This is a genomic window from Flavobacterium urocaniciphilum (assembly GCF_900110615.1).
GTDB classification, from domain to species: Bacteria; Bacteroidota; Bacteroidia; order Flavobacteriales; family Flavobacteriaceae; genus Flavobacterium; species Flavobacterium urocaniciphilum.
Genome location: NZ_FOEI01000005.1, coordinates 161,184 through 183,398 on the forward strand (window position 1 = coordinate 161,184; position 22,215 = coordinate 183,398).

The following is a 22,215-nucleotide window of genomic DNA, read 5'->3' on the forward strand; positions in this document are numbered from 1 at the left end:
GTATATTTGGTCAACAATAATTTAAAAATCAAATGTCGTTTACAAGAACAACAGAGCAATCTTCGAAATATGAGCATTTAGAAAAAATGTCTGTTCAAGAATTGCTTTCAAACATTAATAATGAAGACAAACTGGTACCATTAGCTGTTGAAAAGGCTTTACCACAAATTGAAGCTTTAATTTCTCAAATTGTAGCTAAAATGAAAAATGGTGGTCGTTTGTTTTATATTGGTGCAGGAACTTCTGGTAGATTAGGGATTGTAGATGCCAGTGAATGTCCGCCAACTTTTGGAGTTCCTTTTGATATGGTTATTGGAATTATAGCTGGTGGAGATACAGCCATTCGAAAAGCTGTTGAATTTGCTGAAGATGATAAAAACCAAGCTTGGATTGATTTACAAGAATGGAATATTAATGAAAATGATGTGGTTATTGGAATTGCAGCATCAGGAACTACACCTTATGTTATTGGTGGATTAGAAAAATGCAATGAAAATAATATCATTACTGGAAGTATTAGTTGTAATGCTGGAAGTCCGCTTTCGAAAACAGCAAAATTTCCAATTGAAGTTATAGTTGGACCAGAATTCGTAACTGGAAGTAGCCGAATGAAAGCCGGAACAGCACAGAAATTAGTTTTAAATATGATTTCAACTGCTACGATGATTCAATTAGGTCGTGTAAAAGGAAACAAAATGGTTGACATGCAATTAAGTAATGTAAAATTAATTGATAGAGGTGTGAGAATGATTATGGATGAAATTAATGTTACATACGAATTAGGTGAAGAATTATTAAAAAAACACGGAAGTGTTAGAAAAGCGGTTGACTATTTTAATGGAAATAGACAATAGTACTTATATCAATTAAAAATTAGTAAAAACTTAAAAAGTAAAATATGAAAAAGTTATTCGTAATCGGTTTATTTTTAATTTCTGTTGCATCCTTTGCACAAAGAAGAGGTGTTGAACCAAGAGTTATTCCTGCTGGTCAAGAAATTGAATTAAAAGACAATAAATTTTACATCAATAACGAACAAATTCCATCATACGAAATTAAAAATTACTTAAAAGCGAATGATTTTAAAGCGTATTCTTTATTTAATAAGTCGAAAAACAAAAGCGTTTTAGGAGGTTTCTTTTTAGGATTGGGTTCTGCTTTAATTATTGGAGACGCAGTAAAAGCTGCCGTTTCTGATGTTGATTATCCTACTGCTATGTCTTACATTGGTGGTGGACTAGTTGGAACTTCTATTTTTGTTTTAAAAGGAAAAAAACAAAAAATGCGTGATGCAATTGATACGTACAATAACGGTTTAAAAACTACTAGTCAAACTGAAACAACTATTGATTTTGTAGCTAATAACAATGGAGTTGGGTTACGATTAACATTCTAATCATGTCTGTAAACAAAGAAATTTTAAATAAAGGACTTCGATATTTAGCTGGTTCCTTACCAACGCTTTTTATCGGAGTTTTTATATTGAATAGCAGTTTTAAAAATCAAAAACATCCTTTGTTTATTTATGTATTGATTGTATCAGTATTAATATGTGGTTATGCCGTATTTCTGATGTTTAAAGGTATCAATACCATAATGAAAAGTATGTTTGAAAAATAATTCTATTTTTGATTTATGAATTTAGATTTTCGAAGTTTGAATTACTAATCAAAAGCAATAAAATACAATCAATTGAAAAAATACATTTACATCTTATCAGTCTTTTTATTATTTTCTTGTTATAATCAAGAGCGAAACTGTAAAGATTTCAAAACTGGAAAATTTACATCAGAAACTACCGTAGAAGGAAAAAAATTCACAAGTACTTTTGAAAGAAATGATTCTATTCAGATAGAAAACTATAATAATGTGATTGATACGTTTACCGTTCGTTGGATTAATGATTGCGAATACATATTAGAAAATGTAAAACCTAAGAATAGAGAAGAAGAAAAAGCTATTCATGTTAAAATACTAAATACCAAAGACTTAAAATACAATTTCGAATATTCTTTTGTAGGCGATGCAAAAAAACAGTTTGGTTCTGTAACAAAAGTGGACTAATCTGCGTAAAACCTTTGTAATTAAATTAAAAACTAAATAAATAAAATGGAAGTTTTATCTAATCCAAATGCTTGGGTAGCATTATTAACCCTAACTTTTTTAGAAATCATTTTAGGAATTGATAACATCGTATTCTTATCAATCGTATCTGGAAAATTAAAAGAAGAAGATCAACCAAAAGCCAGAAGAATTGGACTTTTATTGGCTATGGCGTTTCGTATTATCCTTTTATTTGGTATTACTTGGGTAATGAGTTTAAAAGATTCGTTCTGTGATTTCGATTTAGGATTTGTTACTGGTGGAATTTCTGGTCAAAGTATCATCGTTTTTGGAGGTGGTTTGTTTTTATTATACAAATCTGTTTCTGAAATACATCATAAATTAGAAGGTGAAGAAGAAGCAACAGCAGGAAAAGCGAGCAATTCATTAGCTTCAGCAATTATTCAAATTGCATTATTAAACATTGTTTTCTCTTTTGATAGTATCTTAACTGCAGTTGGATTAGTAAGTGCTGCAGAACCACCAGTTGGTTTCGGACCTGCAGGCGCTTTAGAAATTATGATTGGAGCAATTGTTATATCGATTATTATCATGTTAATTTTCGCCGGACCAGTTTCTAAATTCGTAAACCAACATCCTACTATTCAAATTTTAGGATTATCGTTCTTAATATTAATTGGAGTAATGCTATTAGCTGAAGGTTCACATTTAGCAAGTATTAAATTCTTTGGTGGAACTGAAGTTCATAGTATTCCTAAAGGTTATTTATACTTTGCAATATTCTTCTCCTTATTTGTTGAATTCTTAAACTTGAGAATGAAGAAAAACAGCAAGAAACCAGTTAAATTACACAACAATAAAATTATTGATGAAAAATTAACGGATGACGATTTAATGAATTAATTCATTCACATAACTTAAAAAAAGCCTCATTAAAATGAGGCTTTTTTTTATGCTTATTATTAAGTATTGCTACATTTAATAATTGCTCTTATTAGCATAATTGCAAACCAAATATAACCCCAATGAAAACTACTTGAACTTTCTTTTTTTACTTCTTTAGAAGCAATTTTAGCATTCTGGTTAATGATCTCGCTAACTTGTGGTGAAAAAGAATGATAATTCACCATGCACTTCATAATTAATTTATTATTCTTTTGAAAATTATTTGCGTTATAAAAATTCGAAGTAACATTAATTAAATCATTCATAACATCATCAGATTCAGGAGAGCTAAAATGATTTAAAGATTGATATAAATTTGGATTGTATAACGCTTGTAAATCTTTAGTTGAATAAGTATTGTTCGAATAACGATTAATCATTAAGCTTGTCTTTTCAAACAATTTCACTTTCACAAAAGCCATAAAAGAAAAAGGAAATAACTCTTTATGCTCTATTAATTGCTCAATATCTTCAAATTCATAATCTGCTAATTTTTTTCTCAAATTGTTTTTTAAATCTTCTAATAAATATTCTTCAATTACAAAATGAATTTCATCAAAATTTTGATTTTCAATCGTATCCGCAAATAAAGAACGTAAATGATAATCGCCTGTTAAAAAATTAAATAGTAATCTAGTATTACAAATAACATAGAAACTAGATTTATAATTTTTCAACACATGAATTAAGTTTACAGCTGTTGTATTGTCAATTGCATCTGGATTAATTTTTTTTTCTAACTTTATCTTTTTTTCAATCTGAAAAATTTCGTTTTCACTTAAATCATTAATACTTTTAAGGTCTCCATTTAATTGAAAAAATAAGCTTACTATATTCATGGCTTTTATAAATTTGTACAAATGTAATTAATACAGAAAAATGATAGATATAATTAATCAACTTTTTGAAATAGAAAGAAAATCAATAGAAAACGAAATTCATATACTTGAAAGAAACCTAACAAGAATCAAATATGAATTTGAACAATTAGGATATATCATTGAAAATCCGATTCATAAAAAATTTGATGAACGAGATACTTCTATTGAAGCTAAAATAATGAATGAAAATTCAACTCTGATTACTAAAGTATTAAAGCCAATTATTTATACCAATAATGACGGGCAATTAAAAATTGTTCAAAAAGGTATAGTTATAGTAGAATAAACATATATGAATACAATAAATTACGGTATTGATTTAGGAACAACAAATTCTGGTATTGCAAAATTTGAAAATGGCAAAGTAACCATTTTTAAAAACCCAATCGGATTTAAAGACACTACTCCATCTGTTGTTTCTTTCAAAAAAGGAAGATTACTTATTGGTGAAAAAGCTAGGGATTTATTAGCGACAGGAAGTGGTGAAATATTTACTTCTTTTAAAAGAAAAATGGGAACCGATGAAGTTTTTAATATTGAAAGCATAGAAGAACCATTAACTCCAATCGATTTATCTTCTTACGTATTAAAAGAAATATTAAGTTTTGAAACGAATAAAACGATTCAAACTTCTGTAATTACAATTCCTGCTTCTTTTGATACGATTCAATCAAATGCTACAAAAAAAGCAGGTTATTTAGCAGGTTTAAAAGAAGTTGTATTGTTACAAGAACCTATTGCTGCTTGTTTAGCCTATTCTAATTTTCAGAATTTAGATTTAAATGAAAAGAAAAAATGGATTGTTTACGATTTTGGTGGTGGAACGTTTGATGTGGCTTTAATTGACATAAACGATTCAGAATTAAATATTATAGATCATCAAGGAAATAACTTTTTAGGTGGTGTTGATTTAGATTATTTAGTTATTGAGAAAATATTTTGTCCGAAAATTGAAGAAGCATTAAATATTAATAATGTTTGGCACTCCTTAATTTCAAATGAGAATAGTGATTATAAAAAGTTATTCAATGAATTATTGTTTAAAGCCGAAGAAGCGAAAAAAACATTATCATTAAAAAACGACATTTCAATTGAAATTGATTTTGATCCACTTGATTTATATTTAGAATTCGATTTTACTAAATCGGAGTTTGAAAAAATTGTAGAATTAAAATTTAATGAATCGTTTCATTTATTAGAAAAGTTATTAGTTAAAAACAATCTAGAATTTTCTGATATTGAAAGAATTATTTTAGTTGGTGGTACAACTTACATTCCTTACATCAAAGAAGAATTAAACCGTAGAACGAATGTATTAATTGACAATAATATTGATCCTACAACCGCTATAATTGCAGGTGCCGCTTTTTATGCTGGAAATAAAATTAGTACCATAACTAAAACGGAATCGGAAGAAATTGTAACTGAAAATGAAGCAAAATCTTCAATTGAAGCCGATATTTATTATGAAAATTCCACTAAAGACAAAGAGGAATTAATTCAAATTTCTTGCTCTTCACTTTCAGATGGTTTTTATAGAATTACTCGTCTTGATGGTGGTTTTGATACCGGAATAAATCCGTTTAATGCTAAAATTCAAGAATTTGTTCCGTTAATTGAAAATCATAAAAATAGTTTCAAAATTCAATTATTTGATAGTGTAAAAAATAGCATTTATACTAACGAAAGCATTCAAATTACGAATGGTTTATACAATATCAACGGACAACCTTTACCGAATGATATTGCCTTAGAAATTGATGATATTAGTGGAAAAACACAATTAGAACGCATCTTTAAAAAGAATGATTTATTACCCATTAAGAAAACACTTTACAAAACAGTTTCAAAGAGTATTTTAAAAAATTCTGATGACAAACTGATTATAAATGTTTTAGAAGGTGATGCTGGAAATTCTCCAGGAAGTAATCTAATTATTGGAAATATTGAAATTGGTGGCGAACAAATTGAAAATGACATCATTAAAGGAACTGATATCGAATTAAATTTTAAGATTTCTGAATCAAGAGATTTAATAATTGAACTATATATTGATTCGATTAATTTCGAATTGAAACAAGTATTTAATCCGCATCAAAGAAACTTTTCATTTCATAAATTCTCAAATGATATTTCAGAATCAATTGCCGAAATCAACGAAATCATTGAAAGAGAACAATATGAAGAAAATTATGCGTTTTTAGCTCAATTGAATAATTTGAAAACTGATTTAATTAATATTCAAGAAGAAAGTGAAAAACTAGTTAACGACGTTTCTACTGATAATAAATACCGATTAGATGAATTAAAAAGAATTATCCTTCAAGATTTAGATTTACTATTAAAACACCGTTATGTTTTTGATGAAATAACAAATTATAAAAACATAAAAAGTTTATTTAGCAATTATGAAGATAAGGCTAACGAATTGCAAAAAAGTAGTATCAATAAGATATTTAATGAAGAAAAACACTTTTTAAATTCTAATAACAAATACATCATTAAAACTAAAGCGAAAGAGTTAGAAAATATTTTAGATGATATTTATTATAAACAAGATGATGCTGTTTATAGTTCATATTACTTTTTCAAATTTAAAGAAGAAAATGAGTATAAAGACAAAAACAAATTCAAACAGTTGATAAAACTTGGTGATAAAGCTGCTGAAAAGAACAACATTCAAGAACTTAGAGCACTTATTAATCAATTGTATAATTTATTAATTGTAAAACCTAAAACGAGAAGCGAAGAAGAAAACTTTGATGGAAATTTAGGATTGAAATAAAAAAAAGCCTCATGAAAATGAGGCTTTTTTTATGCTAATTATAATCTAATCTAAACTTAATGTGATTTGTCCATCATCATCCAATTCAATATTGAAATCTTGAATATCGTTAGAGATTTCATTGTCTTCAGAAACTTCTGCTTCAGGCTCATCTAAAACTTCTTCATATGGCAAAGGATCTAATAAATTAACTTGTTTAAGCTTTTCTGCCGTAAGTTGATTTCCTAATGCTTTTATTCCTTTAACTGCGATGAATTCTTCAAAATTAACCAACTGATTTTCTTTCTGAACACCTTTCACTTTAGCAAAAACAACTTCTGCCATTGGTCGCCAATCGGTTGAAACAATTTCTAATTGGGATTTCTCGTGTTCAGTAATGAAAATTTCTTCCTTATTTTCGTTTTCAATCAAGAATCGTTTTACAAAGTAACGTTCTTTTTCACCATCGTAATAAATAGCAGAAATTGGTTTTTTAGGATGCCATTTTTCCATCACAATCATGTCTTCATCAAAATGAGTTGATAATTCTGGAATAATGGTTTTAATTTTCCCTGATTGATTTGCGATAAGTAATCTATCGTTTGGTTTAAATTCACCAAGTAACTCTCCTCTTCCATCTACATTTAAACGGTTCACCACCTCATCAAACCAAATTTTTCTTGGTCGAAGTGTAGAAATACCTTTTTCTTTTAGTTCAATTTTCTTGATGGAATATTTCGTAACGGTATTTCCTTTACTTGCACGACCTTTAATTGCAATTTCCGAAAAATCTTGATCCCATTTCAGTTTCTTAATACTTCCTACTTGACGTAATAAAACCGTTACTACCTCAGCTTCTCCATTCGGATTGGCAGAAAAATACAAGACTTGCGAACCTGGTTTTTCCTGTGTTAAATCGTACACCTTATCTCTAGTTACTCCAGAAACATTGAAACGTTTGATAAATGTCGAACCATTTTTACCATCACGATAAATCATATTGTAAATGGTACGTTTATCATTTTTATCGAAAACGGCAGCATGAATAATGTCTTTTCCAAAGAACTTTTTATCGTCAATTTTAGAAATCATCATTTTTCCATCTCGCATGAAAACAATAACATCATCAATATCTGAACATTCGCCTACATATTCGTCCTTTCTTAAGCCCATTCCTACGAAACCTTCTTCTCTATTTACATAGAATTTTTGGTTACGTAAAACTACTTTCGTTGCCTGAATATTGTCGAAATTTCTTAACTCTGTTAAACGTTCACGACCTTTTCCGTATTTCTCTTTTAATTTTACAAAGTAATCGATTGCAAAATCTATAATATTAGCCAAATGGTGTTTCACTTCTTCCATTTCAGCTTCTAATTTTGCAATATTTTCATCCGCTTTATCCGAATCGAAACGTGTAATACGAATCATCGGAATTTGTGTTAATTTCTGTAAATCTTCGTCAATTATATCACGAATTAAAATCTTCTTAAACGGCTCGAAACTCTTATATAAATACTCGTAAAGTGATTCTCTATCGCCATACAATTTGAAGTCGATATACATTTCTTCACGAATAAAGATCTTTTCTAAGTTTGCAAAATGCCATTTTGTTTCTAATTCTTCTAATTGAATTTCCAACTCACGTTTTAAGATGTTTACCGTTCGATTTGTTGAAATTTTCAACATATCTGAAACACCAATAAACAATGGCTTATTACAATTTTCGATAACACATCCTAACGGAGCAATAGACACTTCACAATCGGTGAACGCATATAAAGCATCAATCATTTTATCAGGAGAAGTTCCTGGTTGTAAATGGATTAGAATTTCAACCTCAGCCGCTGTATTATCTTCAATCTTTTTAATCTTGATTTTCCCTTTTTCATTAGCTTTTAAGATACTGTCAATCAATTTGGTTGTATCTGTAGAAAAAGGAATTTGTGTCACAACCAAGGTATTCTTATCTAATGGAGCTATTTTCGCACGTACACGCACACGTCCGCCACGCATTCCATCATTATAATTGGATACATCCGCAATACCAGCTGTTGGAAAATCTGGGAATAAAGTAAATGGTTTTCCTTTTAAAATTTTAACCGAAGCGTCAATTAACTCATTGAAATTATGAGGCAATAATTTGGTAGATAAACCTACGGCAATACCTTCACCACCTTGTGCTAACAATAATGGGAATTTTACGGGTAAATGAATAGGTTCGTTTTTACGACCATCATAACTCAGCTGCCATTCGGTAACTTTTGGTGAGAAAACTACATCACCAGCAAACTTACTCAAACGTGCTTCAATATAACGAGGCGCCGCAGCACCATCTCCTGTAAAAATATTTCCCCAGTTTCCTTGACAATCGATTAATAAATCTTTCTGACCGATATTTACCATCGCATCACCAATACTTGCATCTCCGTGAGGATGATACTGCATAGTGTGTCCGATAATATTCGCCACTTTATTATAACGACCATCGTCTAATTCTTTCATCGAGTGCATGATACGACGCTGAACTGGTTTAAAACCATCTTCAATAGCCGGAACTGCACGCTCTAGAATTACATAAGAGGCGTAATCTAAAAACCAATCTTTATACATTCCTGTAACCTTAGTAATAGAATCGGAATGTTCCAATTGCTCTTGGTTTTCAGGTATAAAATCTTGACTTTCGTCTGGGTTTAAATTTTGATTTTCTTCGTTCATATTTTAATTGTCAGTTTTTAGGTTGACAGTTTTCAGTTTTTAATTCGATCCCAAAAGTTCCTCAGCCGTATCCAACTCCACTTTCAAGTTATTGATGATAAACTCTTGTCGGTCTGGTGTGTTTTTACCCATATAGAATTCTAATAGTTTTTCAATGGACATTAGTTTGTCTAACATAACAGGATCTAAACGAATATCTTGACCAATAAAATGTTTGAACTCATCTGGAGAAATCTCTCCCAATCCTTTGAATCGTGTGATTTCTGGCTTTGGTTTTAGTTTTTCAATTGCATTAATTCGTTCTTCATCAGAATAACAATAAATCGTTTCTTTCTTATTACGCACACGGAATAACGGTGTTTGTAAAATGTATAAATGACCTTCCTTGATTAATTCTGGGAAAAACTGCAAGAAAAACGTAATTAACAGTAATCGAATGTGCATACCATCGACATCGGCATCGGTAGCAATAACGATATTGTTATATCTTAAGTTTTCGTAATCTTCTTCAATATCTAAAGCCGCTTGCAATAAGTTGAATTCTTCGTTTTCATATACGATTTTCTTCGTCATTCCGTAAGAATTCAAAGGTTTACCACGTAAAGAGAAAACCGCTTGTGTATTTACATCTCGAGATTTGGTAATCGAACCCGAAGCCGAATCTCCCTCCGTAATAAAAAGCGTACTTTCTAAATATCTTGGGTTTTTTACATCTGTTAAATGCACACGACAATCGCGTAATTTTTTATTATGCAAACTTGCTTTTTTAGCACGTTCTTTCGCTAATTTACGAATACCAGACAATTCTTTACGCTCGCGTTCTGCTTGTAAAATTTTACGAAGCAATAGATCAGCAATTTCTGGATTTTTATGTAAGAAGTTATCTAATTTCGTTTTGATAAAATCGTTTACGAACGTACGAACAGATGGTCCTTTTGGTCCCATATCTGTTGAACCTAACTTGGTTTTAGTTTGCGATTCAAAAACGGGTTCTTCTACACGAACCGCAATAGAAGCTACAATCGATTTACGAATATCTGAAGCTTCAAAGTTTTTATTGTAAAATTCTTTTAACGTACGCACCACACCTTCTCGGAAAGCACCTAAATGCGTTCCACCTTGCGTGGTGTTTTGTCCGTTTACGAAAGAATAGTATTCTTCAGAGTATTGTGATTTACTATGTGTTAACGCGATTTCAATATCTTCACCCTCCAAATGAATTACTGGATACACCATATCTTCTTCCAAAATATTGTCTTCCAATAAATCTTTTAATCCGTATTCTGAATAAAACTTATCGCCATTGTAATACAAGGTTAAGCCTCTATTCAAATACGTGTAATTACGCAACATTTTCTCTACATACTCATTACGATATTTGTAGTTTTTAAAGATGCTTTCATCTGCAATAAAAGAAACTTTTGTACCACGACGTTTAGTAGTTTCTACAATTTCTTCTTCAGATGTTAACAATCCTGCTGAAAATTCTGCGGCTTTTTGTTGGTTATCTCGAACCGATTCAACACGGAAATAATTTGATAAGGCGTTTACCGCTTTCGTTCCGACTCCATTTAATCCGATAGATTTTTTAAATGCTTTCGAATCGTACTTACCACCGGTATTCATTTTTGAAACAACATCAACCACTTTTCCTAACGGAATACCACGACCGTAATCGCGAACCGTTACTAATCGGTCTTTGATGGTTACTTCAATTGTTTTACCAGCACCCATAGCAAATTCATCGATACAGTTATCGATAACCTCTTTTACTAGAATGTAAATACCATCATCTGGCGTAGAACCATCACCTAATTTTCCAATGTACATTCCCGGACGAATTCGGATATGTTCTTGCCAATCAAGCGAACGAATATTATCTTCGGTATATTGGGTTTGATTTAATTCTTCTAACATAGACACAAAAATGGATAATGTGCTAATATAGTTGAATTGACCTAATTTTAAAAGCGGAATGCAAAGAAGTTTTGAACATTTTTTGGTGAATAGTGATTAGTGAAAAGTAATTAGTTTTTACCAACAAAAAATGCTATTTACCAATTACTATTCGTTTTTTACTAATTAGCATAATGCCTAAAAATTCCAGTATCAGTTAAAGTATGTAAAGCCGCTTTTTGCCCTGCAGCTTTTAAGGCTTGATTAGCCCAAGAATTACAAGTATAAAACATCGAATAACTTCCTTTTGCTTCATAAAAAATATCGTTTTTTCCGTAAACGGCATCGGTATCTATTTTGATGATTTCGCCAGAATTAACTTCAAAAGATTCTTTAATAAAAGCAACTAAGTTTTCGTATTCTAAAGTAGATATTCTAATCTTCTTACAATAGTTGTCTTCTTTCATTGATTTATAAAAAGTAGTATGTAAAGCACTTGTACTTAATCCAGAAGCTGCTTTTAGCGCCGTACTGACTTTCAAATCGGCCCAAGTTGGAGTTTCTAAATAAAAACCTCTATCACCCCAACCCATTGCTAAATATTTCACTGTTGAATCTTTAGCAATTGTATGTTCGAATTTTACATCTTTGGTCCAATCGCAAAATTCATTTTTAACCGGAACAACGATATCTGTATGTACTCCGTTGGAAAGAATAAAAATATCTACTTTAGGTTCATCTGTAGCAAATTGATTGGTATTTACTGGAATATAGGACAACAACGTTACTAGTAAACCATATGACAATAAGGCTATTAAGAAAAAGCCAATGTATTTTAAAGTTTTAATTACTATTCTCATATTTTTGTATAAATCATTTCGTTTGTATATCCTTTTTTACGTAAAATTTTTCTAAAATCTGATTTTGTAGGTTTTACAATAACAGTAGTATCATTATTAGAATATTTATATTCAAAATCGACTTTAATTTCTCTTTTCAATTTTTCAAAATCTTCTTTACTATCGATGGAGAATTTTCTAATTTGATTATTTTCTTTCTTTAAAACATCAATATAAATTCTTCCTTCATCATTTGTATTCAAAATCAAAGCATCTTTATATAATTTTAAAATTTTATCTTTTATAAAGATAGTATCTGAATATTGTTCTTTCCAAAATAACGAATCATTTTTAGAAATTAACTTTGTTTTTTCATTGGTTGTATTGTCAATCACGAAATTTTTCTGAAAAGTCAAATTTGGAAAGGAATCTTTTTCTTTGATTGAGATTTTCCAATCGCTAAACCATTTCTCAATGATTTTATCTTTTTCTATAGAAATTAAGGACGAATCGATTGACCTATAATTTCCAAACCAATTTTCTGGTACATTTTGAATTTCTTCAACATCTACAGGTTGATTTTCACTAAACTCAACATAATTCTCCACTCTTCTACGACATGACATAAAGAGTAGTATTAAACCAAAGATTAAAACAGATTTTTTCATGGCTAAACGATTTTAAGAAGAACTTAACAAATGCTATGCCACAAAAAAAAATCTGCTAAAACAAATTAGCAGATTTTATATTTAATAGATTGCTTCGTACCTCGCAATGACTATACGTTAAAACGGAAATGCATTACATCACCATCTTTTACGATATACTCTTTACCTTCAACACGTAATTTTCCAGCTTCTTTTACTTTTGCTTCTGATCCAAAGTTTGAATAATCTTCAAAAGCAATAACTTCTGCACGGATAAATCCTTTTTCGAAATCTGAGTGAATAACTCCAGCTGCTTGAGGTGCTGTATCACCAATTCCGATAGTCCAAGCTCTTACTTCTTTAACTCCAGCTGTGAAATACGTTTGTAAGTTTAATAATTTATAAGCTGCACGAATTAAAACTGCTGAACCTGGTTCTGTTAATCCCATATCTTCTAAGAAAACTTGACGTTCTTCGTAACTTTCTAATTCATTAATATCCGCTTCAGCACCAACTGAAAGTACAATAACCTCAGCATGCTCGTCTTTTACTAATTCGCGAACTTGATCTACATATTTATTTCCGTTTACAGCAGAAGCTTCGTCAACATTACAAACATATAAAACTGGTTTTGCAGTAATTAATTGAAAAGCATCGTATAAAGCTTCTTCTTCATTACCATTAGGAACTACCGTTCTAGCTGATTTTCCTTGTAATAAAGCTTCTTTAATTCTATCTAAGATAGCTTTTTCAATTTTTGCTTCAGCATTACCTGTTTTAGCACCTTTATTCGCTTTTTCTAAACGTTTTTCAACTGTTTCTAAGTCTTTTAATTGTAATTCGATATCGATAGTTTCTTTATCACGAATTGGGTTTACATTTCCATCAACGTGTACGATATTATCGTTATCAAAACAACGTAAAACGTGAATAATAGCGTTACATTCTCTAATATTTCCTAAGAATTGATTTCCTAAACCTTCACCTTTACTCGCACCTTTTACTAAACCTGCAATATCAACAATATCAACTGTTGCCATTTGAACACGCTCTGGTTTAACCAATTCCTCTAATCTAGCGATTCTTGGATCTGGTACGTTTACTACTCCAATATTTGGTTCGATAGTACAAAACGGGAAGTTTGCACTTTGCGCTTTTGCGTTTGATAAACAATTAAATAATGTCGATTTTCCTACGTTTGGTAAGCCTACAATTCCTGCTTTCATATTTTTGAGCCCTAAATCCCCGAAGGGGACTTTTCCACGGGTTGTTTAAATTATTTTATATTTTTTAAAAGTAGTTTTTCAAAAAAACTTTTTACTTAAAATTTATTCATTATGTAAAAATGATTGTCTGTTTAAAAGTGTTTCTTCACTTTCAACATGATTATCGTCTGGTACACAACAATCAACCGGACAAACAGCAGCACATTGAGGTTCTTCATGGAAACCTTTACATTCTGTACATTTACCTGGAACAATATAATATAAATCGTCTGATAAAGGTGTTTGAGCCGCATCAGAATCAACTTCTGTTCCGTCTGGTAAAATGATTTTTCCTGAAAGTTTAGTTCCATCTTTCCATCTCCAATCATCTGCTCCTTCATATATTGCTGTATTTGGACATTCTGGTTCGCAAGCCCCACAATTAATACATTCGTCTGTTATTATAATTGCCATTTTTTTTAAGTTAGAAGTTAGAAGTTGGAAGTTAGAAGAATTTTAATTTCCTCTAAACATTTACAACTTATTTGCTTAATTTTGTGCAAAAATACAACGTAAACCCATTATAAACAAATATCGAATGTTACAATCTGAAATAAAAAATTGTTTTGTTGAATTAGGAAAATTTTTAAGTCAGTTTTCTTTAGACAATAATCAGCAAAAAAGTGAGGTTAAAAACAATGATTTATTTTTCCATTCGTTCATAGATTTGATTGAATTATCACAATCTCACAACAATTGGTTTACACCTGAAAATGTACATTATAGTATTACAAATTGGGCCGAAGCTTTAACGGAAGACAATTTAAATCAGTGGCTATCACATTATACTTTCAAAGAAAAAGATCCTAAAAATGTAGGTTTAATTTTAGCTGGTAATATTCCTCTAGTAGGTTTTCATGATTTTCTTTCGGTTTTAATTTCTGGAAACAATGTAATTATCAAAACATCTAGTAAAGACGATCATTTAATAAAATTTTTAGCCAATTATTTAATTTCGTTAGACGATCAATTAAAAAATAAAATAACATTTGTTGAAGGTAAATTAGAAAACTTTGATGCGGTTATTGCTACTGGAAGTAATAATACTTCTCGTTATTTTGAATATTATTTTGCTTCTGTTCCAAATATTATTCGCAAAAGTAGAAATTCTGTGGCTGTTTTATCAGGTAATGAAACATTGGAAGATATGGAATTACTAAGTGAAGATGTTTTCAGATATTTTGGTTTAGGTTGCCGAAATGTTTCTAAAATATTTGTTCCAAAAAATTACGATTTCGAGCTATTTTTCAAAGGAATGTATGCACAAAAAGACGTAATTTTCTACGAAAAATATGCTAATAATTACGATTATAATAAAGCGGTATTTTTAATGAGTAATTTCGAATTATTAGACAACGAATTTTTAACCATTAAAGAAGATACGAGCTACTCCTCACCTATTTCATCTTTATTTTATGAATATTATGAGGATGTTGAAGATTTAAAAACGCGTTTCAAAAACGATTCTGAGCAAATTCAATGCATTGTTTCCAACGGAATAATTGAAGATTCTGTAAAATTTGGTGAAACTCAAAAACCAAAACTTTGGGATTATGCAGACAATGTTGATACTATTTTGTTTTTAAATAATTTATAAGTTATGGATATCTCCAAATTAATTCAAAATCAAAAAAAGAAAGAAATACATATACATAAACCTAACTTTAACCTAGAAGCCAGAGTAAATTCTGGTCGCAACAACACAACAAAAAACAACATGACAAAACACAATTTTAGTGCTGGACCTTGCATTTTACCTAAAGAGGTATTTGAAAAGGCAGCACAAGCCGTTCTTAACTTTAATTATTCTGGTTTATCTATTCTAGAAATTTCACACCGTAGCAAAGATTTTGTAGCGGTTATGGAAGAAGCTCGCGCTTTAGCATTAGAGCTTTTAGGATTGGAAAACAAAGGCTATCAAGCATTATTTTTACATGGTGGTGCTAGTTTAGAATTTTTAATGGTTCCTTACAATTTAATGAAAGTTGATGGTAAAGCTGCCTATTTAGACACTGGTACTTGGGCAAGTGGCGCTATTAAAGAAGCTAAACATTTTGGAGAAACTTTAGTATTAGCCTCTTCAAAATCAGAAAATTATAATTTTATTCCAAAAGATTATATTGTACCTGCTGATGCAGATTATTTACATTGTACAAGTAACAATACCATCTTCGGAACACAAATGAAATCATTCCCAAAAACCAATATTCCAATGGTTTGCGATATGAGTTCAGATATTTTTTCAAGAAGCATCGATTTTTCTCAATTTGATTTAATATATGCCGGAGCTCAAAAAAATATGGGTCCAGCTGGTGTAACATTAGTTGTAGTGAAGGAAGAAATTTTAGGTAAAACTGGAAGAGAAATTCCAAACATGCTAAATTTCCAACAACATATTGCTAAAGAAAGTATGTATAACACACCACCGGTTTTTGCTATTTACACTTCATTATTGACGTTACAATGGTTAAAAGCAAATGGTGGAATTTCAGCTATCGAAAAAATCAACGAACAAAAAGCACAATTACTTTACACAGAAATCGACAGAAATCCATTGTTTAAAGGAACTGCTGTTGTAGAAGATCGAAGTAATATGAATGCTACATTCGTTTTAACTGACGAATCGTTAACAGAAAAATTTGATGCTATGTGGAAAGCAGCAGGCATCTCTGGATTAACCGGACATCGATCAGTTGGAGGCTATAGAGCTTCTATGTACAATGCACTTCCAATTGAAAGTGTTCAGGTTTTAGTAGATGTGATGCAAGAATTAGAGACAAGTGTTCAGTAATTAGTTTCAAGTATTCAGTAAATAAAATTAAAATATTGGGTTACATGTTTTTCAAATAAACAAATAACCGGTTAAACAAATAAACATAAGAATGAAAATATTAGCCAACGACGGAATATCAAAAAGTGGTATAAAAGCCTTAGAAAAAGCTGGATTTGAAGTAATAACAACAAAAGTTGCCCAAGAGCAAGTTGCCAATTACATCAATACCAATAATGTTCAAGTGGTTCTAGTAAGAAGTGCAACAAAAATTAAACAAGATATTATAGATGCTTGTCCGGGATTAAAAATCATCGGTCGTGGTGGTGTTGGAATGGACAATATCGATGTAGATTATGCACGCTCAAAAGGAATTCATGTAATTAATACACCAGCAGCATCTTCAGAAAGTGTGGCGGAATTAGTATTCGCACATTTATTTTCAGGTGTTCGATTTTTACATGATGCCAATAGAAACATGCCTTTAGAAGGTGACACAAATTTCAATGGTTTGAAAAAAGCATACGCTAACGGATTAGAACTTCGTGGTAAAACATTAGGAATTATTGGTTTCGGACGAATTGGTCAAGCTGTAGCTAAAATGGCTTTAGGATTAGGAATGAAAGTAATTGCTGTTGATAAATACGTAAATGAAGCTGTAGTACGTGTAGATTTCTATAACGGACAATTTATCAATGTTGAAATCGTCACGGAATCTATGGAAGATTTATTTAAACATTCAGATTTTATTACACTTCACGTTCCTGCACAGGAAGGTTATGTAATTGATAAAGCTGAATTCGATTTAATGAAAGATGAAGTTGGAATTGTAAATTGTTCTCGTGGTGGTGTAATCAATGAAGTAGCATTAGTGGAAGCGTTAGATGCTGAAAAAGTATTATTTGCTGGATTAGATGTTTTTGAAAATGAACCAACACCGGAAATTCAAATCTTAATGCATCCAAAAATTTCATTAACGCCTCATATTGGTGCAGCTACTTTAGAAGCTCAAGATCGTATTGGAACTGAGCTTGCAGAGCAAATCATTAGTTTGTTAAAAAACTAACATTTTTTTTATATCTTTATAAAAACTAATAAATTATAAAACTATGTTTGATCAATTAACAGAATTAGTAAAACAATTTGGTGGTGATGCGGTTGTAAACAATCCAGCCGTACCGAATGAACATAACGAAGCCGTAATGGAAGAAGCTAGTGGTTCTATCCTATCGGGCTTAAAAGATATGGTTGCTGGTGGAAATATTGGTGATTTAGCAGGAATGCTATCAGGTAAAGAAGCTATAGACATGAATAATCCTGTTGTTAAAGAATTAGCTGGTAAAGTAACAGGTAATTTAGGAGAGAAATTCGGATTATCTCCTGAAGCTGCTGGTGGTGTTGCTGGTGGATTAATTCCACAAGTATTAGGCGGATTAGTTAGTAAAGCGCAAGATCCAAACCAACCAGGTTTCAATGTTCAAGATATTGTTAATTCAATTGGTGGTGGTCAAGGTGGTGGCTTAATGGATATGGTTACTAAATATGGTGGTCAGTTCGGATTAGACCAAGATGGTGACGGGCAAGTTGGCATGAGTGATGCTGTAGCTGCAGTTACAAAAAAATCTGGCGGTTTAGGCGGTTTATTAGGAAAACTATTTGGTAAATAATTATTTATTTAAAATCAATATAAATTAGTCCCGAATATTCGGGACTTTTTTTTATCTTTATGCTTTCTAACATTCAAGTTATGATGAAACAATTTTACATAGTAATTTTGATGTGCTTTTTGGTTTCTTGTCAGTCAAATAAAAAAATGGCTACAGAAAATCCAGAAAAGATGACTAGTGATACTATTAGAATTGCTAATGAAGAATTAGAATATGAAGTAGTAATTATAGATGCAGGTTTTACATCTTGGTATAATGCTTATGCAAAACCAAGAGGATATTATTCTCAATCGTATTTAGAATCAAGAAATAGAATTTGGGTTACAGAATGGAATGCAAGAAGTAGAAATCCACAATATTCTGACTTATATCAACTACCAATTGATTATCAATTTGATATTAATTACGGATACGAAGTAAATTACATGCTTTATTACTATTTAGTATATTTTCAATTAACCAACAAACAACAATTAGGCGGTTTTACAGCCAGAATATAACATGAACAAGCTTAAAGAACGCTGGAATATTACAAGTAATTTTCAGTTTTTTATAATTATTTTAGTATTTGCCATTACTGGTTCCACTTCAGCATATATTGCGAAACCTATTTTAAGCTCTATTGGAATTACCAAAGAAAGCGTGAGTTTGTGGTTGTATTATCCACTTTACATTATTGTTATTTTACCTTTTTATAAAATTTTACTTTTTATGTTCGGAACATTATTCGGACAAAGGGTGTTCTTTTGGAATTTCATCAAAAAAATGCTAGACCGTATGAAATTAGGATTCATTCATAAAATTTTTGAGAAGTAAATCATAAATTTTCAAAAATACTTCTAACTCCTAACTCCTAACTCCCAACTTTATTGTAATTTTGCATTTTGCTCAAAAAACTATGCAACACTCAGAAGAAACTATCGAAATTATTGGTGCTCGCGCTCATAATTTAAAAAATATTGACGTTACGATTCCTCGTGAAAAACTAGTTGTTATTACTGGCTTATCAGGTTCAGGAAAATCTTCTTTGGCATTTGATACCATTTATGCTGAAGGACAACGTCGTTATATTGAAACATTTTCTGCTTATGCACGTCAGTTTTTAGGTGGTTTAGAAAGACCAGATGTTGATAAAATAGACGGACTTTCACCAGTTATTGCCATTGAACAAAAAACGACCAATAAAAGTCCACGTTCTACTGTTGGAACCATCACTGAAATTTACGATTTCCTTCGTCTTTTATATGCTAGAGCTTCAGATGCGTATAGTTATAACACGGGTGAAAAAATGGTTTCGTATTCTGATGATCAAATTAAAGAATTAATTTTAGAAGAATTCGATGGTAAACGTATTAATATTTTAGCGCCAGTTATTCGTTCTCGTAAAGGTCATTATCGCGAATTATTCGAACAAATTGCCAAACAAGGCTTTTTAAAAGTTCGAATTGATGGCGTGATTAAAGATTTAGAATACGGCATGAAAGTCGATCGTTATAAAACACACGATATCGAAATAGTAATCGATAGAATTGCGGTTAAAAATGACGAAGACACCGATAAAAGATTAACCGAAAGTATTAAAGTTGCCATGCATCATGGTGATGATATCATGATGGTAATCGAACAAGACACGGAAGAACCACGCTTTTACAGTAGAAGTTTAATGTGCCCGACTTCAGGTATTTCATATCCAAATCCCGAACCCAATAACTTTTCATTTAATTCACCAAAAGGCGCTTGTCCAACTTGTAATGGTTTAGGTGTTGTAAATGAAATCAATCTACAGAAAATCATTCCAAACCCAAAAGTTTCAATAAAATCTGGAGGTTTTGCACCGTTAGGTGAATATAAAAGTTCATGGATTTTTAAACAATTGGAATTTATTGGCGAAAAATTCGGATTCAAATTAACCGATCCAATAGAAGCAATTCCTGCAGAAGCAATGGAAATGATTTTATATGGTGGAAACGAGAAATTTTCTGTGGTTTCTAAAGTCATGGGAATTACCAAAGATTATAAAATTGACTTTGAAGGAATTTCAAACTTTATCAAAAATCAATTCGAACAATCGGAAACTCAAAGTATCAGACGTTGGGCTAAAGAATTCATGGACGAAAATAATTGTTCAGAATGTGAAGGAACACGTTTAAGAAAAGAAGTATTGTACTTTAAAATCAACGATAAAAGTATTGGCGATTTAGTACACATGGATATTGTGGAATTAAGCAAATGGTTTTCAGAATTACCACAGCACTTATCTGATAAACAACAAACTATTGCTGCAGAAATTCTAAAAGAAATAAATGCAAGAATCAACTTTTTATTAGATGTTGGTTTAGATTATTTATGTTTGAATAGAAGTTCGAAAACACTTTCTGGTGGAGAAGCGCAACGAATTCGTTTAGCTACTCAAATTGGATCGCAATTAGTTGGCGTTTTATATATTTTAGATGAACCTAGTATTGGTTTACATCAACGTGACAACGAAAGATTAATCAAATCGTTAGAAAGTTTACGTGATATTGGCAACTCCGTTTTAGTTGTAGAACACGATAAAGACATGATTGTTCGTGCCGATCATGTTATTGATATTGGTCCGAAAGCCGGAAAACATGGCGGGCAAATTATCAGTCAAGGTACACCAGCTGAATTATTAAAAGAAAAAACAATTACGGCACAATTCCTAAATGGAAAAATGCAAATTGAAGTTCCTAAAACAAGAAGAGAAGGAAACGGAAAATTCCTAAAATTGAAAGGAGCGACAGGAAATAACTTAAAAAATGTTTCGATTGACATTCCGTTAGGAAAAATGATTTGCGTTTCTGGAGTTTCTGGAAGTGGAAAATCGACTTTAATTAACGAAACGTTGTATCCTATATTAAATGCGCATTTTTATAATGCAGTAAAAAAACCTCAGCCTTATAAGAAAATTGAAGGTTTAGAGCATATTGACAAGGTTATTGATATCGACCAAAGTCCAATTGGAAGAACTCCTAGAAGTAATCCAGCGACATATACTGATGTGTTTTCTGAAATTAGAACTTTATTTACAATGACACCAGAATCTATGATTCGTGGATATAAGCCAGGTCGATTCAGTTTTAATGTAAAAGGCGGAAGATGCGAAACCTGTGAAGGTTCTGGAGTAAGAACAATTGAAATGAGTTTCTTACCGGATGTTTATGTAGAATGTGAAACGTGTCAAGGAAAACGCTTCAATAGAGAAACGTTGGAAATTCGTTACAAAGGAAAATCAATTTCTGATGTATTGAATATGACTGTAGATGAAGCAGTTGAATTCTTTGAAAATATTCCTAAAATTTACAGAAAAGTAAAAACCATTCAAGATGTTGGTTTAGGTTATATTACATTAGGACAACAAAGTACGACTCTTTCTGGTGGTGAAGCACAACGTATTAAATTAGCGGGTGAATTATCTAAAAAAGATACAGGAAACACCTTTTATATTTTAGATGAACCCACAACTGGACTGCATTTTGAAGACATTCGTATTTTGATGGATGTTATCAATAAATTAGTAGATAAAGGCAATACCGTTTTAATTATTGAACATAATTTAGACGTTATTAAATTGGCCGATTATATTATTGATATTGGTTTAGAAGGCGGAAAAGGCGGCGGAGAAGTATTATGTACTGGAACTCCAGAAGAAATTGTGAAAAATAAAAAAAGTTATACGGCTCAGTTTTTGAAAAAAGAATTATCTTAGCACCCAACTACTTCCACAACAACACTGCT

The 22,215-nt window shown here is 30.9% G+C and carries 21 protein-coding genes; 14 read left to right on the plus strand and 7 right to left on the minus strand.

Annotation, left to right across the window (positions count from 1 at the left end; translation table 11 throughout):
- The first annotated feature begins 32 nt into the window (after positions 1 to 32).
- From murQ to BMY86_RS10060, 5 genes are all read left to right on the plus strand, one after another.
- Entirely contained in the window at positions 33 to 854 is an 822-nt protein-coding gene (gene murQ / locus BMY86_RS10040) for an N-acetylmuramic acid 6-phosphate etherase (RefSeq protein ID WP_091468541.1), read from the plus strand.
- Between the two features lie 44 nt (positions 855 to 898).
- Positions 899 to 1,396, plus strand: a complete 498-nt coding sequence (locus BMY86_RS10045) for a hypothetical protein (protein ID WP_091468544.1) — start codon at positions 899 to 901, stop codon at positions 1,394 to 1,396.
- A gap of 2 nt (positions 1,397 to 1,398) precedes the next feature.
- Positions 1,399 to 1,620 carry a DUF6095 family protein gene (locus BMY86_RS10050; protein ID WP_091468548.1) on the plus strand — a complete coding sequence of 74 codons (222 nt, stop codon included), beginning with the start codon at positions 1,399 to 1,401 and terminating at the stop codon, positions 1,618 to 1,620.
- 72 nt (positions 1,621 to 1,692) lie between these two features.
- Positions 1,693 to 2,064, plus strand: coding sequence for a DNA topoisomerase IV (locus tag BMY86_RS10055; protein WP_091468550.1), 372 nt, complete (start codon positions 1,693 to 1,695; stop codon positions 2,062 to 2,064).
- Between the two features lie 45 nt (positions 2,065 to 2,109).
- Positions 2,110 to 2,967, plus strand: a complete 858-nt coding sequence (locus tag BMY86_RS10060) for a TerC family protein (protein WP_091468552.1) — start codon at positions 2,110 to 2,112, stop codon at positions 2,965 to 2,967.
- Between the two features lie 59 nt (positions 2,968 to 3,026).
- Here the strand turns inward: BMY86_RS10060 and BMY86_RS10065 are convergent, their stop codons facing one another.
- Positions 3,027 to 3,848: a hypothetical protein gene (locus BMY86_RS10065; RefSeq protein ID WP_091468555.1), complete on the minus strand. Its 822-nt coding sequence runs from the start codon at positions 3,846 to 3,848 to the stop codon at positions 3,027 to 3,029.
- Positions 3,849 to 3,888: 40 nt separating this feature from the next.
- Between BMY86_RS10065 and BMY86_RS10070 the strand changes: the two genes are divergently transcribed.
- Both BMY86_RS10070 and BMY86_RS10075 read left to right on the plus strand, forming a co-directional pair.
- A complete protein-coding gene (locus BMY86_RS10070) occupies positions 3,889 to 4,176 on the plus strand; it encodes a hypothetical protein (protein WP_091468559.1) in 288 nt (95 codons plus the stop codon).
- Between the two features lie 6 nt (positions 4,177 to 4,182).
- Positions 4,183 to 6,675: an Hsp70 family protein gene (locus tag BMY86_RS10075; RefSeq protein ID WP_091468563.1), complete on the plus strand. Its 2,493-nt coding sequence runs from the start codon at positions 4,183 to 4,185 to the stop codon at positions 6,673 to 6,675.
- Between the two features lie 45 nt (positions 6,676 to 6,720).
- Here the strand turns inward: BMY86_RS10075 and BMY86_RS10080 are convergent, their stop codons facing one another.
- From BMY86_RS10080 to BMY86_RS10105, 6 genes are all read right to left on the minus strand, one after another.
- Complete coding sequence (locus tag BMY86_RS10080; RefSeq protein ID WP_091468566.1) at positions 6,721 to 9,372, minus strand: DNA gyrase/topoisomerase IV subunit A; 2,652 nt, start codon at positions 9,370 to 9,372, stop codon at positions 6,721 to 6,723.
- Between the two features lie 39 nt (positions 9,373 to 9,411).
- Positions 9,412 to 11,289 (minus strand): DNA topoisomerase IV subunit B, encoded by a 1,878-nt coding sequence (locus tag BMY86_RS10085; protein WP_091468569.1) that lies wholly within the window; start codon positions 11,287 to 11,289, stop codon positions 9,412 to 9,414.
- A 161-nt stretch (positions 11,290 to 11,450) separates the two neighbouring features.
- Complete coding sequence (locus BMY86_RS10090; protein ID WP_091468572.1) at positions 11,451 to 12,128, minus strand: TIGR02117 family protein; 678 nt, start codon at positions 12,126 to 12,128, stop codon at positions 11,451 to 11,453.
- The gene (locus tag BMY86_RS10095) at positions 12,125 to 12,775 is read right to left on the minus strand and encodes a hypothetical protein (RefSeq protein WP_143065638.1); all 651 of its coding nucleotides are present in this window, start codon (positions 12,773 to 12,775) and stop codon (positions 12,125 to 12,127) included. Before BMY86_RS10095 ends, BMY86_RS10090 begins: the two co-directional genes overlap by 4 nt.
- 110 nt (positions 12,776 to 12,885) lie before the next feature.
- Positions 12,886 to 13,980, minus strand: coding sequence for a redox-regulated ATPase YchF (ychF, locus tag BMY86_RS10100; protein WP_091468579.1), 1,095 nt, complete (start codon positions 13,978 to 13,980; stop codon positions 12,886 to 12,888).
- Positions 13,981 to 14,082: 102 nt separating this feature from the next.
- Positions 14,083 to 14,433 carry a 4Fe-4S binding protein gene (locus BMY86_RS10105; RefSeq protein WP_091468583.1) on the minus strand — a complete coding sequence of 117 codons (351 nt, stop codon included), beginning with the start codon at positions 14,431 to 14,433 and terminating at the stop codon, positions 14,083 to 14,085.
- Positions 14,434 to 14,557: 124 nt separating this feature from the next.
- On the opposite strand from BMY86_RS10105, the gene BMY86_RS10110 reads away from it, so the two are divergent.
- From BMY86_RS10110 to uvrA, 7 genes are all read left to right on the plus strand, one after another.
- On the plus strand, positions 14,558 to 15,616 hold the full coding sequence (locus tag BMY86_RS10110) for an acyl-CoA reductase (protein ID WP_091468586.1): 1,059 nt from the start codon (positions 14,558 to 14,560) through the stop codon (positions 15,614 to 15,616).
- Positions 15,617 to 15,736: 120 nt separating this feature from the next.
- Positions 15,737 to 16,810, plus strand: a complete 1,074-nt coding sequence (serC, locus tag BMY86_RS10115) for a 3-phosphoserine/phosphohydroxythreonine transaminase (protein ID WP_091468728.1) — start codon at positions 15,737 to 15,739, stop codon at positions 16,808 to 16,810.
- A gap of 91 nt (positions 16,811 to 16,901) precedes the next feature.
- A complete protein-coding gene (locus BMY86_RS10120; protein ID WP_091468589.1) occupies positions 16,902 to 17,855 on the plus strand; it encodes a D-2-hydroxyacid dehydrogenase in 954 nt (317 codons plus the stop codon).
- 43 nt (positions 17,856 to 17,898) lie between these two features.
- Positions 17,899 to 18,456 (plus strand): hypothetical protein, encoded by a 558-nt coding sequence (locus BMY86_RS10125; protein ID WP_091468593.1) that lies wholly within the window; start codon positions 17,899 to 17,901, stop codon positions 18,454 to 18,456.
- Positions 18,457 to 18,539: 83 nt separating this feature from the next.
- Positions 18,540 to 18,956 (plus strand): DUF6146 family protein, encoded by a 417-nt coding sequence (locus BMY86_RS10130; RefSeq protein WP_317040099.1) that lies wholly within the window; start codon positions 18,540 to 18,542, stop codon positions 18,954 to 18,956.
- 1 nt (position 18,957) lies between these two features.
- On the plus strand, positions 18,958 to 19,272 hold the full coding sequence (locus tag BMY86_RS10135) for a DUF6787 family protein (protein WP_091468596.1): 315 nt from the start codon (positions 18,958 to 18,960) through the stop codon (positions 19,270 to 19,272).
- 82 nt (positions 19,273 to 19,354) lie between these two features.
- On the plus strand, positions 19,355 to 22,186 hold the full coding sequence (uvrA, locus tag BMY86_RS10140; RefSeq protein WP_091468599.1) for an excinuclease ABC subunit UvrA: 2,832 nt from the start codon (positions 19,355 to 19,357) through the stop codon (positions 22,184 to 22,186).
- The last annotated feature ends 29 nt before the right edge of the window (positions 22,187 to 22,215 follow it).

Coding starts and splice junctions, on each gene's coding strand:
- murQ (WP_091468541.1), top strand. CDS start 33: ATGTCGTTTACAAGAACAACAGAGCAATCTTCGAAATATGAGCATTTA.
- BMY86_RS10045 (WP_091468544.1), top strand. CDS start 899: ATGAAAAAGTTATTCGTAATCGGTTTATTTTTAATTTCTGTTGCATCC.
- BMY86_RS10050 (WP_091468548.1), top strand. CDS start 1,399: ATGTCTGTAAACAAAGAAATTTTAAATAAAGGACTTCGATATTTAGCT.
- BMY86_RS10060 (WP_091468552.1), top strand. CDS start 2,110: ATGGAAGTTTTATCTAATCCAAATGCTTGGGTAGCATTATTAACCCTA.
- BMY86_RS10065 (WP_091468555.1), bottom strand. CDS start 3,848: ATGAATATAGTAAGCTTATTTTTTCAATTAAATGGAGACCTTAAAAGT.
- BMY86_RS10070 (WP_091468559.1), top strand. CDS start 3,889: ATGATAGATATAATTAATCAACTTTTTGAAATAGAAAGAAAATCAATA.
- BMY86_RS10075 (WP_091468563.1), top strand. CDS start 4,183: ATGAATACAATAAATTACGGTATTGATTTAGGAACAACAAATTCTGGT.
- BMY86_RS10080 (WP_091468566.1), bottom strand. CDS start 9,372: ATGAACGAAGAAAATCAAAATTTAAACCCAGACGAAAGTCAAGATTTT.
- BMY86_RS10085 (WP_091468569.1), bottom strand. CDS start 11,289: ATGTTAGAAGAATTAAATCAAACCCAATATACCGAAGATAATATTCGT.
- BMY86_RS10090 (WP_091468572.1), bottom strand. CDS start 12,128: ATGAGAATAGTAATTAAAACTTTAAAATACATTGGCTTTTTCTTAATA.
- BMY86_RS10095 (WP_143065638.1), bottom strand. CDS start 12,775: ATGAAAAAATCTGTTTTAATCTTTGGTTTAATACTACTCTTTATGTCA.
- ychF (WP_091468579.1), bottom strand. CDS start 13,980: ATGAAAGCAGGAATTGTAGGCTTACCAAACGTAGGAAAATCGACATTA.
- BMY86_RS10105 (WP_091468583.1), bottom strand. CDS start 14,433: ATGGCAATTATAATAACAGACGAATGTATTAATTGTGGGGCTTGCGAA.
- BMY86_RS10110 (WP_091468586.1), top strand. CDS start 14,558: ATGTTACAATCTGAAATAAAAAATTGTTTTGTTGAATTAGGAAAATTT.
- serC (WP_091468728.1), top strand. CDS start 15,737: ATGACAAAACACAATTTTAGTGCTGGACCTTGCATTTTACCTAAAGAG.
- BMY86_RS10120 (WP_091468589.1), top strand. CDS start 16,902: ATGAAAATATTAGCCAACGACGGAATATCAAAAAGTGGTATAAAAGCC.
- BMY86_RS10125 (WP_091468593.1), top strand. CDS start 17,899: ATGTTTGATCAATTAACAGAATTAGTAAAACAATTTGGTGGTGATGCG.
- BMY86_RS10130 (WP_317040099.1), top strand. CDS start 18,540: ATGAAACAATTTTACATAGTAATTTTGATGTGCTTTTTGGTTTCTTGT.
- BMY86_RS10135 (WP_091468596.1), top strand. CDS start 18,958: ATGAACAAGCTTAAAGAACGCTGGAATATTACAAGTAATTTTCAGTTT.
- uvrA (WP_091468599.1), top strand. CDS start 19,355: ATGCAACACTCAGAAGAAACTATCGAAATTATTGGTGCTCGCGCTCAT.